The organism is Streptomyces sp. NPDC043908 (assembly GCF_056435525.1).
In genome coordinates, this window is the sequence record NZ_JBWKEI010000017.1 from 55,583 (window position 1) to 72,879 (window position 17,297).

Genomic DNA, 17,297 nt, shown 5'->3' on the forward strand with positions numbered 1-17,297 from the left:
CTCGCTACTTTAAGCAGCGAGGGCGTTTCTAGTCCTAGGACGTTTCCTGTGGATCATCCTCACCGGTCTTTGTGCAGCCTGGATACGGTGGCTGCATGACGACGATCCTGCGGCACCCTCGGCCCGGATTCACGTGGGATTGGTGGGCGGTGGACGCTCGCGGTTTCCTCGTGCAGTTCAGCGATGGTCCTGCTCCTGCGCACCTGCTGGCGCATGTGGATCGTGTCGATGCCGCTGCTGCGTGGGCGGAAGAGAACTGCTCCGCGTGGTTCGACGATGGTCCCCCGCCACTCCACACCTTCAACTGCAACGGCGAGCTGCCCACTTACCTGCGCAGCGGCGTTCCTGAATCCCCACTGCGGCTGTCCGACGCGCCAGCGGCCATCGCGGACGTGGCGGTCTTGGCTGAACTACACTGGGCAGTGGGAGACACCTGGACGGTCCACCTTGACGAAGGCTGGGTGTAGGCAGCTCGACTGGCATCACCACGCCGACCAGATGAAGATGGCGGCGAGGTGGAGTCCGGCCAGGTAGATGGTGGCGGTTTTGTCGTAGTGGGTGGCCAGGCCGCGCCACTGCTTGATCTTGTTGATGCACCGCTCGACCGTATTGCGCTGCCTGCAGGCGTCGCGGTCGAAGGCCGGTGGTCTGCCGCCTCGGCTGCCGAGACGCTTGCGGTTGGCGGCCTGGTCGGCGGGCTGCGGGATCACGGCCCGGATCTCGCACCGTCGAACAGCTGCATGCCTGGGGGTATCGCCCCGATGAGACTGCAGTACGGCGGGTGGTGGCCGCTCTGATCGCTCCGGCGTTCGTGGATGCGGGCCGGCGTATCAGCGTGCACCCGGCCGACGAAGGTGACCGCGCCTGCATCCTCGTCCTCAGCCACCACACCCCCAGCACCCCCACCGAGCCGTCCTTGACCCCAGTGGCCGACTGCCCCGCAGGCGCTGCGTGCGGCACCAGCCAGGCTCCCGACGGAACCCGCCTGTGGGCCGTCATCGACCTCACCACGCACACCCAGCACAATCCCCGCTGAGCCCCATTCCACAGGAACAGGCATCGAGCCGTCCTCTAGGCCCTCGACAAGAGCACCCGCCAGCGCGGCAAGCCCCGCTATGCCCGGATGGTGGCATCGTCGGCTACACCGAACTCGCCCCCGACGCTGAAGCCAACCCCGGCAGCCGTCTGCAGCTGCGTCGGGTCTTCTTCCTCCTGCCGCACGACCGCGACGGCGCACCCGAGGGGCACTACCAGCAGGGCACTTCCGGCGAGGCGGTGGACCCGCGCACGAACAAGCCGCGCCGGGTGGGGGAGAAGAGGCTCTGTCGCTGATCTTGTGATCGGGCGTGCTTCTCTAGCAGTTCGCTCGGAAGGCCGAACGTGAGGTGGCCTGAAGTTTCTGGACACAGATCCTATTCGGTCTCTGCCCGGAACCTCAGGGCACCTCAGATGAGGTTCAAGCTATAAGCAGGCGGAGGCCGAGGTCTGCCGCGTCGAGGTCGGCGAGGTCGCTGTTGCGCTCGGCCCACCGGCCGGAGTCGAGGTCGTCGCTGAGGCTTCGTACCGCCCGCTGCTCGGCCTCCGGCCCAACTCTCGTCCACACCGACATCGCACGGCGCACGTGATCCTCCAGATACGCCGCCGGTCGGCGCCAGTACGCCTCGAACAGGCCGTCAGCGCAGTCCCACGGGATGGGCACCGGCTCAGCGCGGGCGCCGATCGCGTCGGCCATCCTGGCAAGCGAGGGAAATTCTGCGAGGACGGCGGCGAACTCGGGCAGGTAGTCGCGGGTAAGCCAGAACCGGTCCTGCCATCCGGGCTCGTCGGTGTCGAACGTGAGCACCACCACGCGGCGGGCAACGCGCCGCATCTCGCGCAGCCCCGCTATCGCGTCCCCCCAGTGGTGCACGGTGGAGACTGCCATCGCGACGTCGAAGGAGTGGTCCTCGAACGGCAGGTTCTCCGCGGCAGCGGCCACGCACGGCGCCGAGCCGGGAGGCCGATGCCGGCGCATGACCGCCGATGGCTCCACCGCGGTCACCTCGCGATCAGCTGGCTCGTAGGAGCCGGTGCCGGCCCCGACATTCAGCACCGTCCGCGCGTCCCCGAGCGCGTTCCAGATCTGTGCAGCGATCCGCGGTTCGGTATGCCGTGTCGCGGTGTAGGCGCCGCCGATCGCGTCGTACAGCCGTGCACCGAGCATTTCCAGTTGCTCCTCTGGTGTCACCTTCAGTCCCTTCGCCCGGGCCTCAAGTTCCCTGTCGATGGCCGCCACCATGGCGTCAGCACGATCACGCCGCTCCAGTAGCAGGCCACGCAGTCGGCGCAGGTGCGCGCCTGCGTCGGTGGACGGGTCGCCGACCAGTTCCGCAACCTCCCGCAGCCCGAAGCCCAGCCGCCGGTAGGCCAGCACCTCCCGCAGCCGCTCCACGTCGCCCGCCGAATAGGCCCGGTACCCACCCGCGGTCCGCGCCGACGGACGCACGAGCCCGATCTCGTCGTAGTGATGCAGTGTGCGGACGCTCACGTCGGCCAGATCGGCCACGCGTCCCACGGTCCAGTGATCCTCCACGGCACCGACTATGCAGCCTGACGCCACGTGAGGGTCAAGGGCCTCACTCACGGCAGCAAGAGCCGAACGCGAAGCAGCGGTCCGAGGCGACTCCTACGAGCCAGAGCGATGGTCTGGTTCAGAGAAGCAGGCGTTGTCGGTGGCGCCTGTCATCCTGTCCGGCGTGTACTACGCGCAGTTTCGCGGTGCTTCTGCCTCATCTCTCCGGTGCCGTGGTGGAGTTGGTCGAGCGATCGGTCGGCCGGATCACGATGCATGCCCGTGTCCGTGCGGCCGACGCGCCGTGCCCGCATTGCCGGAGCACATCGGGACGGGTGCACGGCCGGTACTTGCGACGGCTGTCTGACGCGGCGATCAGCGGCACCCGGGTGGTGATCGAGCTGCTGATACGCCGGTTCTGGTGCCTCAACGCCGCCTGCGCAGCCGTGACGTTCGCCGAGCAGGTCCCGGCTTGACCAGCCCGCATGCCCACTACACTCCACACTCCGCTGACGCGCCGGGCGCTGCCCTCGATCGCGCTGGCGTTGGCCGGGCGGGCTGAAGTTCGACTCGCGGTCGCGCTGGGGGTCCCGGTGGCGAAGGACACCCTGTTACGCCTGCTCAGAGCCCTCCCCGAGGAGCCAGTCGGGCAGGTCCGGGTGCTGGGCGACGACAATTTCGCCCTACGGAAGGGCCACTCGGACGCCGCCGTCCCGGTCGACCTGGAGCGGCGACGCCCCGTCGACGTGTTACCGGGACGCGAGGCGGAACCGCTGGCCGCCTGGCTCCGTAACCAGCCTGAGGTGGAGGTGATCTGCCGGGAACGGGCCGGCTCCTACGCGAAAGGTGTCCGCACTGGTGCCCCGCAAGCGGTGCAGGTAGCCGATGCGTGGCACCTGCGGAAGAACGTCGGCGAGACGGTGCAGAAGACGGTCGGTGCTCATTTCGCCTGCGTGCGGACCGTGTTGGAGAAACCGCCAGCCCCCGGCCCCACCGACGCGCCCACTGATGACGAAGGCCCGGTGGCGGCACCGGTCGGGACAGTCGGCACCCTGGACGTCTGCGAACGCGAGCGCCGCCTGGTGGTCCGGACCCGAGGACGGTTCACCTTCGCCCAGGACCTGCCGGGCCAGGCGCCTCGCTGGAGTCGATCTGCCACCGGCTCCAGCTGGACCGTTCCACCGTCCGCCGCTTCGCCCGCGCGACCAGCGTCAACGAGCTCGTGGTCAAGGCGGTCAACCGGCCAACGATCCTGGACGAGTACCGGCCCTACCCTCACCAGCGGCGGAACGAGGGCTGCCACGACACCGCCCAACTGCACCGCGACAGCACCGACCTTGGTTTCACCGGAAGCATCCAGGCCGTCCGCCGCTACCTGCGAACCTTCACGCCCTCGGCTTCCGCGCCGGCGCCCAGGCCCGCGCCACGGCCCGCCGTCGTCCGGTGGACCATGACCAATCCAGGCAACCTCACCGACGAGGGCGCCTTCACCCTCAAGGAGATCCGCGCCGGCTGCCCCGCGCTCGACGCGGTGACCGACCACATCCGCGACTTCGCCGAGATAGTGCGCGACCTACACGGCGACCAGCTGCCCGGCTGGATTGAGGACGTCGAGCAAGACCCCCTGCGCGCGTTGCACTCCCTGGTCAACGGACCTCGCCGGGACCAGGACGCCGTCATCGCCGGACTGTCCACTCCCTGGAGCGCCGGCCAGGTCGAGGGACAGAACATGAGAGCCAAGCTCGTCAAGCGGACCGGATTCGGCCGCGCCAACATCGACCTTCTACGCAAGCGGATCTTGTACCGGACCTGACCGCCGATCACAAGATCAGCGGCAGAGCCGAATTACGTGACCGTCCACAGGCAGCGTGCAGATGGCTACACCTGCTCCTGGTGGACCGTGATTTGCGTGGGCTTCAGCATGCCGATCGCGGCCCACACGGGCTGGTTCCTGACTGCCTGGGCCCACCTCTCCAGGGAGTCGTTGGAGTCGTGGAAGTACCAGGAACTCCAGTTCCCCAGGGTTTGCAGGGCAGGGAGGGGCCGGTAGCGCAGCTCGCAGTGCACCTGCATGTAGTGATCATGATCTCCGTCGCTTTCGACGGCCTCGAACTGCCGGGCGAAGTCCAGGGTGAACGTCGCGGGGCTGTCGAAGGCGTAGATCCCGTACTGCACAAGCAAACCGTCCGCGTCGGGCGTATCAGCTGTATTGAAGCGGAGCCGGCCGAAGCGCAGGAAAGCACGCCAGACATCTTCCGCGTCGAGAACGGAGCTCGTCTCTCGCCCTGCAGTGCGCAATTCGCGCTCCAGCAGCCTCAACGCTTGGCCCGTCGCGGGCCCTGCCGTCATCAACGCCCCCTCACTCGCCACCGTGTGCGCTCAGCGTACGCATCCCGGCCGACGCCTCCGGCCAGAGAACCGGCCGACGGTGACGGGATGGCGCCTACCACCTGGCCAGCAGTCGTCAGGCCCACGATTTCGACGAGGTCCTCGGCTTTGCCGACGCCCCAGAGCTCTTCGACGAGACAGGTCCGGCATCCAGCCCACCTCCACAAGATGGTCAGGCAGCGGCATGGAAGGTCTCGGAAGACCGAGCCCCTGCGAGGATGCCGTCATGGACGACGCGGATCTTCTTGAAGTGCCTCTGAACTCTCTGGTCGGCGAAACGAATGTGTACGCACGCTGGTGCTGGAGTTCCGGAAGCAACCTTGCCCACCACGTCCACGCCCTCGCGAAGGCCGCCGAGGCCGGACTGGGCCCATGGACCTCCTGGGCGAGCTCTGCAACACCACTGCCATGACCATCAGCCGCGCAGCGAAAGACGTTCGCCCTCCTGGAAGCCCGTGGCGTTCACATCCGTGCATCGACCGCTCGTTTCCGCACATCAGCTGACATCGCGAGGTTCCTCGACACTGACAACACCAAGATCAAAGCGGCGTGTTGGTTCCCGGCGGGCCCTTAGAGGTGCTAACAAAAGTGCCGTTGGCGCGACTATCGGTCTGGGTGCTCATTGGTCTGGCCATGAGGATGAGGGAGTCTCGTCCGTGAGTGGTTCGAACGAACCGTGCTCAAAATTCGACCGTTCGGCTCAATGGGGAAACGATCCTTTGGGTGCCTGGGCTGCTGCGATGGCTGGAGTGTGAGGCCACCCTGCGAGTCTGGAAGAACGGGCCCGGGAACCGTCCGCATCGGTGATCTGTTGCGCGCGGGGCTGGGTGAGCTGAAGCGCGAGTCGACCCGCTCTCACCACGCTGCCCGAGCGCCGGCATCAGAAGGTCGTCGGGGGTGCGCGAGGGTGGCTTCGAGTGCGTCGAGTTCGGCGAGCCAGCGGGTGGGTAGTGCGTTGAAGCCGGGCAGGCTGGGATCAGCGACGGCGGCCAGGTGCGCGGTTCCGGCGTATTCGCCCAGGCAGACCGACAGGTGATGTCCTGCGGGCAGGAACATCAGCGGCAACAAGGTACGGATGCTGTGACCGTGGAGTTCGAGGGGACGTGCGGGACCGGGGACATGGGTGGCCACCATGGTGGTGCGCCGCGGATGTAGAACCCGCGTCAGGGCCCTGCCATGCCAGCGGGTGGGCAGGACCTCGAAGAGGACGTCTGCGTTGGGATCGCGGCGGCCGTTCCGGATGTTCGCGGTGGCCAGGTGCGTGGCGGCCAGCCGCTCGGCGGCGGTGGGCAGGTGACAGGGCAGGACGACGGGGACGCCACGGTGGAAGTTGCCCAACGCGGTGCTGTTGCCGCCGCGAGTGCTGAGGGGGACCATCGCCCGCACGGTGCCTGTGGCACGGTCGGGCACCCCGGGCCGCAGGGCGCCCGCAAGGGCGGCCAGGTAGACGTCGTTGAGGCTGGCCCCGCCCGCCCGCGCGATGGCCTTCATACGAGGCAGAGGCGTGTCGACCCACATGCGTCGCGGTGGGCCGGTCGGGGCCTGGACGCGACCGGGGCCGAGGCTGATTGCGTTCGCGGGCAGCGCGATGCCGGCGACCGCTCGCATCAGGGCGCGCACGCGAGCGGTCGTCCAGGAAGGTGGGGGCACCGGGGGTGTGCGGCGGCGCGCGAGGCGGGGTGCGCCCAGCGCGGCGAGCGTGATACCGATCAGGGACATGCCGTCCAGGAGGCCGTGATGGGCGCGAAGGAGCAGGGCGAACTCGTTGTCACGGTGGCCGTGGAGCAGGGTCATGCCCCAGGTGACGTCCGTAAGCGGCCGGCGGCACACACGCTCGATTCCTGCGTGCAGTGCGACGTCACCGCCGTGCACGGGCAGCACGACCTCCTCGAAGTGGTCGGACGGCTCGGGCGGGCCTGCCGCATTCACGCCCCGTGGGCGGGCCCGGTCGAGCAGCGGCGGGTGGGCCGCACGGACCAAGTCGATCAACGCGTGTAGTTCGACGGTCGAAGGGGCGGGGCCGGCGACCACGGCTACCCCTCCGATCTCCATGTTCGTGTGCGGGTGTGCCGCCGCGTAGTCGAACCAGCGTTCGCCCGCTGCGCTCGCGTCGTCATGGTCGTGCACGGTGTTCTCCGCTCCATGTCGTTCGCGTGGCGAGATGGGGATGTGCGCTTGTGTCCACGAGGCGTGTCATGACCTGGGGCTTGCTCACGTCTCCGGTCCGCGGCCTCCCGGGGGCGTGGTGTCATACGGATGCGTTCTCGGTTACCGGGCGCCTACCGAGGTCGTCGGCGACGTTTCGGATGACGCGGGCCGGTCGTCGGGGACCGCGGCGGCGATCTCGCGCACCAGCGCCCAGGCGTTGCGTACGGAGGCCTGGGACGCCAGGCGTGAGCCGAGGGCCGCGCGCAGGATGTATCGGCCGTCGACGGTGGTGGGTGTCACGAGGATCTGGTGGGTAGCGTCGAGTTTGGCACGCAGGCGCTCGGTGCGGGCGTTGTCACCCGTGAGGCGGAAACACACCAGTCCGAGTGAGTGTGAGACCAATTCGAAACCGGGGCTGTCCCGGACCAGGTCGGCGAGCAGCTCGGCGTGGGAGAGCTGCTCGCGGATGTGCGCGCGCAGGCCCTCGACGCCGTGGGTGCGCAGGACGAACCACAGTTTCAGGGCGCGGAAGGGGTGCATGAGCGGCACCTGCCAGTCGCGGAAGTCGGTGACGTCGCCTGAGTCGCTGGCCTGGTTGCGCAGGAATGGCGGGCGGATGTCCATGGCGGCGGTGAGGCTGTTCCGGTCGGCTACCCACATGGCGTCGCAAGGCGGCCCGGTGAGCAGCCACTTGTGGCAGTTCACGGCGTAGGAGTCGGCGTGCTCGACGCCCTCGTTGATCCAGCGGTTCTCTGGGCAGACGGCGGCCGAGCCGGCGTAGGCGGCGTCCACGTGCAGCCAGACCCCGAACTCGCGGCACACTGCGGCGACGGCGGCGACAGGGTCGATGGCGCATGTGCCGGTGGTACCGACGGAGGTGACTACGATCGCGGGCACCAGGTCGGCTGCGCGATCGGCTGCCAGTTGCTCGTGCAGGGCGCGCGGGTCCATCTCGCAGGTGCCTGGCAGGGTGGGGATCTGGGTCGGTTCCCCCAGGCCGGCGATGCGTGAGGCTTTGGGGATGCAGGAGTTCGCCTGGCCGGTGCAGTACAGGCGGTAGCGCCCCTCGGTGCCGCGCTCGCGCCAGCGTCCCCCTGAGGCGCGGTACAGGGCGGCGGCTACGGCCACCAGGACCGCTGAGGACGCGGAGTCCTGGAGGACCCCGCCGCCGTCCCCGGTGCTGAGAAATCGCTCCGGCAGGCCCAGCGCGACCGCGAGGTGGTCCAGGACCGCCTCCTCGAGTTCGGTGGCGGCCGGGCCCGTCGACCACATCATGTGTTGGACCGCCAGGCCGGAGGCCAACAGCTCGCCGACCACCGACGCGGGGCTGGTCTGGGTCGGGTAGTAGCCGAGGAACGAAGGGTGCTGCCAGTGGACGAGCCCGGGGATCACCACCCGCCGTACATCGGCAAGGACCTCCCGGATCGGCTCGCCGTGCTCCGGTACGCCGTCCGGCAGCATCGCGCGTACGTCCCCGGGGCGAAGGTCCGGCGTCACTGGTAGGCGTTCCTCGCGCAGGTCCTCCCAGTAGTCCTCGATGATCGAGGCGACCTCGTCGATTGCGCTGCGAAACGAATCATCACCAAGAGTCACTGACATGTCGGGTAACGTACCGCATAAAAACTAGTGAAACGGCCCAGATGACACGCGAATCCGTGCTGTGGCTCGCCCCGCCCCAGCACCTGCCCCACGGCCTGGGGGCCCTGCGCGAGGCCGCGGACCGACCCGACCGTCCCCACACACCCCCAGACCACCGCCGGCTCCCCGAACGCGACCCCCGCGAAGCCGCGTTCGACGAATACTTCGCGGTCGCACGATGCGCCTGCGCCCCCGCGCCCCTGTTGATCGACGCCCTCGACGACACCCTCGCCACAGTGCGGGCCTTCTCCCGTCACCCAGACGGATCTTTGACGGAGCCCGACCTCGATCTCGCCGCGCACGCGGCCGGCCTGACTGCGAAAACCGGCCTCTACGAGCCCCGGACGCAGGCCACGGTGCGCCAACGCTGGATTCAGGGGCACCGGCTGTTCTTCGCCCTCACCCAGGCGACCGTGGTCGCCCTGCGGCACGCCCTTCGCGCTCCCTCGCCCGCAGGCTCCGCCCGCGGCTTGGAGAGCGCCGCTCACTTCCTGCGCGCCAGCGCGTCCGCCCTGCGCATCACCGCGTCTTTCGACGCGCAGGACTATCACGACACTGTCCGGCCCTCGATGGCACCACCGCAGGCTCCCCGTGGATTCTCCGGCCTGTGGTCGGCCGATCACCGCGTCCTCGTGCAGAGTCTGCGCGAATGGGGGCTTGCCGCACCGGCGAAGTCCTCCAGCTTGCGCCCCGCCCACCATCAGCTGGTCGAAGTCCTGACAGATGTTCACCACGCCCACGTGGGCGTCTGCTCGCGCTTCGTCCCCTCCGGACCCTCCCTGCTCCGCGGCGCGGAACCGGGGGTGCAGGTCCTGGACCGCCTGTGCCAGCGGCGCCGCACCGCTCTGGACGCCGCGCCCGCCAGCACGCCGTCCCAACTGCCCGACGCCCGCAATGAAAACCTCACCATGCGCCCGTGACCCCGCACGTGACGCGCCGTGGGCGGGCGGGGGAAGCAGCCCGGCCCGACCGCTGAGTGGTCTTCCCACCAGCAGCAACATCACTTGTGTGCGCCTTGATCGTTAGTGCTGGTATGCCAGTACACAGCGAGGACGGGACAGGGCGGGGTGCATGGTCGGCTTCCCGAGCCTGGAGGGTGGTGGTGTGCGCGGCGGTTGCCCTGGCCGCCGCGCTCCTGAGCCTCCCAGCAGTGTCCGGCGCTTTCGGCGCAGGAGGGACCATCGCCACAGGCACCGAGTCAACCAGGGCTCAGACTCAGGCTGAGGTACTAGGGGTCGGCACCCCGGACCTGGTGCTTGCCGTGACGGTGCGCGACGGGGGCGCACGGCCGGCGATTGCAGCCGGTGCCGGTGCCGGTGTCGTTGCCCGTGTGCTGGCAGGCGAGCCGGCTGTGCGTACGGTGCAGTCGGCCGCCACGGGAGATCCGTGGCTGATGTCGCGGGACGGACGCACCGGCCTGGTGACGGTCTCGTTGTCGGGCAGCGACGCGGACCGCAAGGAAGCGGCATTGCGTCTCGTGCCCAAGGCGCGGGCGGCGGTGCCGGGGATGCGGGTGGACGCGAGCGGCGTCTCATGGGCGACGGCCGAGATCGACCAACAGGCCAAGGCCGATCTGCTGAAGGCGGAACTCTGGGCTGCGCCGCTCATCATGCTTCTCCTGCTGCTGACCTACGGTTCGTGGGCTGCGGCCGCGCTGCCCCTCGTGGTTGCGATGCTGGCCGTCGTCTGCTGTGTACCGCTGCTGGGTCTGCTGGGCCACGTGAGTGATGTGTCAGCGTTCGCCGTCAACGCGGCCGCGGCTATCGGCTTCGGTCTGTCGATCGACTTCACCTTGTTCGTCCTGGCCCGCTACCGCGAGGAGCACGCGAAGGGAAGGCCGCGCGCCCGGGCACTGGACGTGGCGCTCAATACATCTGGTCGCTGCGTGTTCTGTTCGGCTGTGGTGATCTCGTCATGCCTGGTGGCGGTGGCCTTCATCCCCGTCCCGCTGCTGCGCGCGCTGGCTCTTGCGGGTGTGGCGGTGACGTTGCTGGCGGCGCTGGCCGCGTTGACGGTGCTGCCGGCCGCGTTGACGCTGCTGGGTGATCGCGTCGATGGCGCCGACCCGCTGCGCAGACTGCGCCGGGCTCCGGTCGCAGGAGCCAGCCGGTTCTGGCGGGAGCTCGCCCGTCGTGTCATTGCCCGGCCCGTGGCGGCAGGCCTGGGGACGCTCGCGGTGCTGGTCGTGGTGGCTTGGCCCGCAACGGGTCTGCGGCTGGGCGCGATCGACGAACAGACGCTGCCGTCGGCGGCCTCGGCCGCCACTGCGGCCGCGGACCTGCGCGGGCGCTTCGACGTATCTCCGGAACGCGTCCAGGTGGTGGTCCTTGAACGGCCGGGCGCGAGTCTTGGAAACTACACGGCCGCCGTGGCCCGGCTGCCGCATGTCGGTGCGGTGCGCATTGTGCCCAACACTGCGGCGGATCGGCCCGGACAGGCGGCGCAGCAACAGCGCCCGACAGTGGTGCTGGTGGCGGCAACGGTGGGACCTGACACGCCCCAGGCGGAGCGCCTGGTCGATGGACTGCGCAAGACTCCCGCGCCGGGCCCGGTCCTGGTAGGCGGCCGTGCCGCGCAGATCACCGACACCACAGACGCGGTGCGTGGCGCGCTGCCCTGGGTGGCAGTGGCGATGTGTGTGTTCCTGCTGGCCGCGCTCACCGTGTTCACCCGCAGTGCAATGGCCCCTCTGAAAGCGCTCGCGGTGGCCGTCATCAGCTTGGCTGCCGTTACCGGGTTGATCGTGTGGACCTTCCAGTACGGACACGGGGCGGACGTGCTGGGCGGGTTCACGGTCACCGGCACCCTCGACGCAAGTCTGCTGCTGTTCACCCTGGCCGTCGCGTTCGGCCTGTCCATCGACTACGAGGTCTTCCTCCTCGGCAGGATCAGGGAGGAGTTCGACCGCGGCCTGGACAACCAGGCGGCCATCATCAAGGGCATCTCCCGCACCGGACGGCTGATGACCTCCGCCGCAGCTGCCCTCGCCATCTCCACCGCTGCCATCACGACTTCCCACGTCACCATCCTCAAGCTCATGGGCGCGGGCATCGCATCGGCAGCGATCCTCGACGCCGTCCTGGTCCGCGGAATCCTCGTCCCCTCAGTCATGGCACTTCTCGGTCCCGCCAACTGGTGGAGGCCGGCACACGTCGGCCGACGGCGTGGTGGCGGCCCGCGCCCCGCACAAAGTGAACCCGCGAAGGGCTGACCGCCCGGCTGCCAGGTCACCACCCGCACCCCACCGCCTGGGTCACGGGGAACGGTGACGGCAACAGGCTGGTGCGCGGGTGGCTCCAGAACAAGCCCGGCATCCGAGACGGTCTGATACCGCGAACGGCAACCGCATCGGGGCTGTGGAGGGACATTACGAGGGGAGTGTGTACCTGCGCCCCGACCACCACACGTGGCCGCGAGAGCAGGCGTTGGGGTGAGTGTCAGGAGCATGGCGCGGGGTGTGGTGTACCGGTTGCTGCGTCACCCGGACAGCGAGGTGACGATGACGGCTCGCTGTATGTCGGGGGAGGGGTGCTGGTGGGAGCTGGCCGCGACCACGGACCTGGACGCGGCGGGTGTCGAGATCCTGGCGCACACCGCCGCGACGGGGCACGGGATCTTCACGCGCAGGGTCGAGGACATGGCCGCCGTTGTCCTGACGAACCGTGAGGAGCAGGCCCGGCGGGTGGAGGTCCGCCGCCTGGAGCACGCCGCGCGGGAGCGGAACGCCGACCCTGCGCTGCCCCGCCCCGCTGTGCTGGCGGCTGGTGTACGTCGACAGCCGCGACTGCCCAGCCGTCCATGACTGGATCTACCGCCCGTACGGCTTGTGCGGTCTGTCCGGCGTGCGCGTCATCGGTCACGCCCGTACCGACTCCCGCTTCCTGGTGAGGTCACGCCGCATGGGTGCGTGATCTGTCCCGACCAGGGAACGGGGCAAGAACCCCCGTTCCGGTCACGGTTGGAAACCTGTTCCTGAGCCGCTCATGACAGTCACGGCAAGATGCTGATGGGGCGTCTCACTCAAACGGGTGAAGTTCGCCATGGTCGTGGCTGCCACGATGTCCATGATCAGGAGGCGGGCTCGGGCCGACCTGCAACGTCAAGGTGAGGACGTGCACATGCCGGACGACGCGGTCGTTACGTACCAGTGCCAGGTGGAGCTGGGCGGACTTCGAGTGGAGACGCTCAAGAGCGTCTCGCCCATCACGGCGGACCAGGAGTACATCGACGTGGTGTCGATGACCCCGGACGGGAAGGCCCTGTGGGATTATGTGCACGGGCTTCCGGGCTGGAAGAACGTGACGCTGACCCGCGGCTCGGACAAGAGCGAAGCGTTCACGCAGTGGATCCAGGAGGCCAGGGATCCCGCCTCGAACGGCGCGGAGCAGGACCTCATCCTGGTGCTCGTCAACGCGGTGGCCGCCTCCATCCCAACTGATTCTGCGTTTGGTCGGCTCCGCGGTTCACCGGGGCTGTCCGCAGAGCCGATGTGTGTTGCATCCATTTGCTGCGGCCCTGCGTCTGCTGGGTGTCGTCCGTCCATGTTTACGATCAAGGTGCTTTCACGGATGTGGAGGCGGCCTCCCGGAGCAGGTTGACGTACCGGAGATTTTTGAGAGGCCCAGGTCTCCGCCGGGTCGTGTGGAGCGGGCACGGAGCGAGGAGTGCGGGCGTGTACGAGCGGCAGGAGCCGGGGCGGCGGACGGTGCTGGGAGCCGCGGCCCTGAGCACCGGAGCGGTGGTCCTGGCCGGTTCGGGTCAGGCGAACGCGGTAGGTCGGACGTCGTCGGACCGGGCTGCCCGGCCGGCGGCGGCCGGTGGGTACGCGATGCTGCCCGCACCGTTCGTGATCGGCCACCGAGGTGCCAGCGGCTACCGTCCGGAGCACACCTTCGGCGCCTACCAGCTCGCCCTCGACATGGGCGCGGACATTATCGAGGCCGGTGACCTCGTCCCTACCAGGGACGGGCACCTGGTGTGCCGGCACGAGCCCGACATCTCCACCACCACTGACGTCGCCGACCACCGCCAGTTCGCCGGACGCAAGACCACCAGGACCGTGGACGGGGAGAAAGTCACCGGCTGGTTCACCGAGGACTTCACGCTCGCCGAGCTCAAGACCCTGCGCGCCAAGGAGCGCATCCCCCACATCCGCCAGCACAACACCTTGTACAACGGCTGCTGGGAGGTACCCACCTTTGCGGAGGTCCTTCAGTGGGCGGAGCGTGAGGGACGCCGCCGTGGGCGTCCTTTGTGGATCTGCCCCGAGATCAAGCACCCCACCCACTTCCGCAAACTGGGCCTGGCCATCGAGGAGCCGCTCGCCAGGCTGCTGCACCGCTACGGCCGGCACACCGCGCACGCGCCGAACCTCGTGCAGTCCTTCGAGCCCAGCAGTCTCGAGCGCCTCAACGAGCTGGGTGTGCAGTGCCCGAAGGTTCTCCTGCTCGACGAGCCGTCCATCCGGCCCGCGGACTTCGTCGAGTCCGGCGATCCGCGGACCACGGCCGACCTCCTCAAGCCCAAGGGGCTCAGGTGGATCGCCGGCTTCGCCCAGGGCATCGGCCCCTCGCTGACGCAGATCATCACGCAGGACGCCAAGGGCAGACTCGGCAAGCCCACCACACTCGTCCGCGACGCACACGCCGCGGGACTGTTCGTCGCCCCGTATACCTTGCGGAACGAGAACAGCTTCCTGCCGCTGGACTTTAGAGTCGGCAAGAACCCCGGCGACTACGGCAGGTCGCTCGCCTACTGCAAGGCGCTCTTCGCGACCGGCATCGACGGCCTGTTCTCCGACGACCCCGATACCGCGCTGCTGGCCGCCGAGGAATTCCGCCGGCACTGACCCGCCCGCCCCCGGCCAGCACCCGGATTCCATCCGCCCGGCTGAGGTGGAGATGCCCGTGCGGCCCTCCAGGCGGAGCTGGTCCAGGTGGAAGGCTCCGGCGAACCGGCAGTCGCTCAAGTCGATATCGGTCAGCACCAGATGGGCGGCGGTCCACGCCGTGTACCGACGACACCTTGACCCGTGCCTGCCGACCCGACAACAGCACTTCGTCCATCAGGCCCGGCGGGCGGTCGGGGCAAAGGGAGCAGGGAAGGCGGGGGAGGTGGTGACAGCCACAGGGGCCGACCACAGCGCGTCGCTCAGGTCGACGGTGGCGTAACGCAAACGCAAGATCGCGGTCGCCTCCCACCGCGTCCGCCAACACAGCACCGCAGCCGCCGCGATCTCCAAGGTCACAGCTTCCTCGAACGCACAACCGGAAAGGCCGAGCGTCCCGGAGCACACCAGCGGCCCCACCTTCGATGCCCGGGAGAACGTCGCACCGCCATAGGCAGCCGCGGTGCCGTGGAAGGTCGCACCACCGAACGAGACGACCCCGGCGAACGTCACCGCGACGAACACACTGGAACCCCATCAGGACGGCCCGCCGGTCGGGACGGATGGGTCATCGACAACGCCGAGCTCACCCCCCGACGGTGGCCGAAAGGCTGGCGACCGCAGCGGCGTGAATGCTTCAGCCGGCAGTCAGGAAGCCGGCCTCGGCCTCTCACCGCTGGGCGCGGCCAGGTGCTGCCGTCGCAGCCGGAAGGCTGAAGCCGTGGAAGAGGTCGTCCAGGGCACGTTGCAGAGCTTGGGGGGCGGCGACCTCGCCTGCCGTCGGCTCGGGGACAGGCTCACGGTTGGTCGACCCCCTGAACGTGCTGTCGCGCTAGGTTGGTGCCAAGCCGACTGGCACTCCTGCGGAACAGCCCTGATATGCGGCGACCGTTTCAACCGGAGTAGTAGACAGCGCCGTCTGGGCGGCGCCGGCATGCTGCCTGTCGCGGCGCTCCGCCCGGGCCGCGCATTCGGCGCCGGGGTGCGGTGCTGGGCACCGGTGTGAGCCGCCGAAAGAATGTGGGCGGCGGTGTCGATTCCGGCGGGCTCTGTTCGACGTAGGGGTAAGAGAAGAGCAACCACACGAGAGGTGAGGCCATGCCCAAGGTCCGCGTACACAACGTGACGATCTCCCTCGACGGCTTCGTCGCCGGCGTGAACCAGCGACTGGACGCCCCGTTCGGCGACGGCGTCGGCTGGGGTGAGGACCTGCACAGCTGGTTTGTGTCCGCGTCGGAGGATTCGGCCGCAGGCAGGACCGGAATCGACGTCGACTACTTCGTCCGGGGCGAGCTGAATATCGGCGCCACGATCATGGGGCGAAACATGTTCGGACCGCAGCGCGGGCCGTGGGAGGACGAGTCCTGGAAGGGCTGGTGGGGCGACAACCCGCCCTACCACCACGACGTTTTCGTGCACACCCACCATCTACGCCCGGCGCTGGAGATGGCCGGCGGCACAACCTTCCACTTCACCGACGAACCGCTGGAGACGGTGCTGCAGCGCGCCTTCGACGCCGCGGGCGGCAAAGACGTCCGGATCGGCGGCGGCGCAGCGGTCATCCAGCAGTATCTGCGCGCCAGGCTGATCGACCAGCTCCACCTGGTAATCGCGCCGATGCTCATCGGGCGTGGAGAGCGGCTGCTCGACAATCTGGCGGACGGAATCGACGGCTACCGGGTCTCTGAGCTGGTCGGCTCGCCGACCGTCACACACGCGGTGCTGGTCCGCCGCTGATGCGCGGGTTCAGGGTTCGCCGCGTCGTGTGTGCTGCTGCGCACGCTCCGGTGGTTCGTCATCGTAGGCGTGCTCTCGTGCCAGCTCACATCAGAGCATGGCAACGTCCGCGAGGCAGTCCCCGCCCAGCGCGCCAGGACGTCGCGCGAGATGCGCGGTGCATACACAATGGCCTGGACGGAGCCTGCCCCCCGGGTGCCTGCGAGGAGTGGCGTGTCGCCGTATCGGGATGAACCTGGGGGGCGCAGGTTCTCACCTAGGCGTGGGGGACGGTGAAGTCCCGCCCACCTTTCTGCCTTGACCGCCCCTCCTGCGGCAGTGACCGGTCTGCTGCCCGACCTGCCCCGCCCGGAGGCACTAGTGGCCTGGCACGCCAGGCGGGTCGGCCTCCGCGAGAGCGCATCACGGCCGGGCGTGAGCGGGAGGCGGCGAAGTGCCGCGCCCAGGAGCGGCGCCCGCCCCCGGACTGCATCGCCTGGTACGGCATTGGCACAGGCCCGCCCGATTCACACGACACTGAGAACACCGCCGCGCAGCGCTGGGCTCGCGTTGGCACAGCCGCGCTGCGCACCGCCCCTCCCGGTGGCGGGGCCCCGCGGCGAGCGGCCCGCGCCCTCATATCGAGCCTGTCCTCAGGCGACCCCCCGTGCGTAAACACCTGCACCTGCCGCTTCTTTTGCGGCGCTGGTGGCATGGTCTCCAGCGCCGCAAACGGCCAGGCGTTCGAATGGAGGGGGCGCGTCCGCCAGGGTGGGCAGTTCGCCTGGCGGACACGCGCGGTCGTCCCTGATGTCAGGTGACGTACCCGCCGTCGTGCATGGTCCTGCCCGCGCGCACGGCGCCCGTCTGGCAGAGGTGGGCGGTGACAGCTGTACTCCTGCCTGAGCCGTAACCCGCGCACCCTGAACCCGGGGAGTTGCTACTGCTCCTTGTGTACCGCCGCGCAGG

General features: G+C 69.0%; 16 protein-coding genes and 3 pseudogenes. 13 read left to right on the forward strand and 6 right to left on the reverse strand.

The genetic code is table 11. From position 1 onward, the window contains the following. The first annotated feature begins 95 nt into the window (after positions 1 to 95). Positions 96 to 467: a hypothetical protein gene (locus AC069K_RS30290; protein ID WP_365112326.1), complete on the forward strand. Its 372-nt coding sequence runs from the start codon at positions 96 to 98 to the stop codon at positions 465 to 467. A 15-nt stretch (positions 468 to 482) separates the two neighbouring features. On the opposite strand, the pseudogene AC069K_RS30295 reads toward AC069K_RS30290, so the two are convergent. Next, a pseudogene (locus AC069K_RS30295) lies at positions 483 to 731 on the reverse strand (IS5/IS1182 family transposase); the annotation flags it as partial. Positions 732 to 781: 50 nt separating this feature from the next. Here AC069K_RS30295 and AC069K_RS30300 point away from each other — a divergent pair. Further along, positions 782 to 1,036: a hypothetical protein gene (locus AC069K_RS30300; RefSeq protein WP_478621653.1), complete on the forward strand. Its 255-nt coding sequence runs from the start codon at positions 782 to 784 to the stop codon at positions 1,034 to 1,036. Positions 1,037 to 1,075: 39 nt separating this feature from the next. After that, positions 1,076 to 1,332: pseudogene (locus AC069K_RS30305) on the forward strand (DUF6009 family protein); the annotation flags it as partial. Between the two features lie 124 nt (positions 1,333 to 1,456). Here the strand turns inward: AC069K_RS30305 and AC069K_RS30310 are convergent. After that, on the reverse strand, positions 1,457 to 2,554 hold the full coding sequence (locus AC069K_RS30310; RefSeq protein ID WP_478621802.1) for a MerR family transcriptional regulator: 1,098 nt from the start codon (positions 2,552 to 2,554) through the stop codon (positions 1,457 to 1,459). A 269-nt stretch (positions 2,555 to 2,823) separates the two neighbouring features. Here AC069K_RS30310 and AC069K_RS30315 point away from each other — a divergent pair, with 269 nt between their 5' ends. From AC069K_RS30315 to AC069K_RS30325, 3 genes are read left to right on the forward strand one after another with little or no spacing between them, the layout of a single operon-like run. Then, positions 2,824 to 3,027: a transposase family protein gene (locus AC069K_RS30315; RefSeq protein ID WP_478621804.1), complete on the forward strand. Its 204-nt coding sequence runs from the start codon at positions 2,824 to 2,826 to the stop codon at positions 3,025 to 3,027. A 9-nt stretch (positions 3,028 to 3,036) separates the two neighbouring features. Further along, positions 3,037 to 4,005, forward strand: a complete 969-nt coding sequence (locus AC069K_RS30320) for a transposase (RefSeq protein WP_478621655.1) — start codon at positions 3,037 to 3,039, stop codon at positions 4,003 to 4,005. Continuing rightward, complete coding sequence (locus tag AC069K_RS30325) at positions 4,002 to 4,364, forward strand: transposase (RefSeq protein ID WP_478621656.1); 363 nt, start codon at positions 4,002 to 4,004, stop codon at positions 4,362 to 4,364. Before AC069K_RS30320 ends, AC069K_RS30325 begins: the two co-directional genes overlap by 4 nt. 65 nt (positions 4,365 to 4,429) lie before the next feature. Here AC069K_RS30325 and AC069K_RS30330 read toward each other — a convergent pair whose 3' ends face one another. Further along, a complete protein-coding gene (locus AC069K_RS30330) occupies positions 4,430 to 4,726 on the reverse strand; it encodes a hypothetical protein (RefSeq protein ID WP_478621658.1) in 297 nt (98 codons plus the stop codon). A gap of 585 nt (positions 4,727 to 5,311) precedes the next feature. Here AC069K_RS30330 and AC069K_RS30335 point away from each other — a divergent pair. Then, a pseudogene (locus AC069K_RS30335) lies at positions 5,312 to 5,513 on the forward strand (ISAzo13 family transposase); the annotation flags it as partial. A 281-nt stretch (positions 5,514 to 5,794) separates the two neighbouring features. Here AC069K_RS30335 and AC069K_RS30340 read toward each other — a convergent pair. Both AC069K_RS30340 and AC069K_RS30345 read right to left on the reverse strand, forming a co-directional pair. Next, positions 5,795 to 7,066 carry a WS/DGAT domain-containing protein gene (locus AC069K_RS30340; RefSeq protein ID WP_478621660.1) on the reverse strand — a complete coding sequence of 424 codons (1,272 nt, stop codon included), beginning with the start codon at positions 7,064 to 7,066 and terminating at the stop codon, positions 5,795 to 5,797. A 141-nt stretch (positions 7,067 to 7,207) separates the two neighbouring features. Beyond that, a complete protein-coding gene (locus AC069K_RS30345) occupies positions 7,208 to 8,686 on the reverse strand; it encodes a pyridoxal phosphate-dependent decarboxylase family protein (RefSeq protein ID WP_478621662.1) in 1,479 nt (492 codons plus the stop codon). Between the two features lie 41 nt (positions 8,687 to 8,727). Between AC069K_RS30345 and AC069K_RS30350 the strand changes: the two genes are divergently transcribed. From AC069K_RS30350 to AC069K_RS30370, 5 genes are all read left to right on the forward strand, one after another. Further along, positions 8,728 to 9,645 carry a hypothetical protein gene (locus AC069K_RS30350; RefSeq protein ID WP_478621663.1) on the forward strand — a complete coding sequence of 306 codons (918 nt, stop codon included), beginning with the start codon at positions 8,728 to 8,730 and terminating at the stop codon, positions 9,643 to 9,645. Positions 9,646 to 9,758: 113 nt separating this feature from the next. After that, positions 9,759 to 11,936, forward strand: a complete 2,178-nt coding sequence (locus AC069K_RS30355; protein ID WP_478621665.1) for an MMPL family transporter — start codon at positions 9,759 to 9,761, stop codon at positions 11,934 to 11,936. Positions 11,937 to 12,155: 219 nt separating this feature from the next. Beyond that, positions 12,156 to 12,527, forward strand: a complete 372-nt coding sequence (locus AC069K_RS30360) for a hypothetical protein (RefSeq protein ID WP_478621667.1) — start codon at positions 12,156 to 12,158, stop codon at positions 12,525 to 12,527. A gap of 226 nt (positions 12,528 to 12,753) precedes the next feature. After that, complete coding sequence (locus AC069K_RS30365; protein WP_478621669.1) at positions 12,754 to 13,323, forward strand: hypothetical protein; 570 nt, start codon at positions 12,754 to 12,756, stop codon at positions 13,321 to 13,323. Positions 13,324 to 13,397: 74 nt separating this feature from the next. Continuing rightward, a complete protein-coding gene (locus tag AC069K_RS30370) occupies positions 13,398 to 14,573 on the forward strand; it encodes a glycerophosphodiester phosphodiesterase (RefSeq protein ID WP_478621670.1) in 1,176 nt (391 codons plus the stop codon). Positions 14,574 to 14,789: 216 nt separating this feature from the next. Here AC069K_RS30370 and AC069K_RS30375 read toward each other — a convergent pair whose 3' ends face one another. Continuing rightward, positions 14,790 to 15,137 (reverse strand): hypothetical protein, encoded by a 348-nt coding sequence (locus AC069K_RS30375; RefSeq protein ID WP_478621672.1) that lies wholly within the window; start codon positions 15,135 to 15,137, stop codon positions 14,790 to 14,792. 573 nt (positions 15,138 to 15,710) lie between these two features. Between AC069K_RS30375 and AC069K_RS30380 the strand changes: the two genes are divergently transcribed. Then, positions 15,711 to 16,349: a dihydrofolate reductase family protein gene (locus tag AC069K_RS30380; RefSeq protein WP_365112290.1), complete on the forward strand. Its 639-nt coding sequence runs from the start codon at positions 15,711 to 15,713 to the stop codon at positions 16,347 to 16,349. Positions 16,350 to 17,297 lie beyond the last annotated feature (948 nt).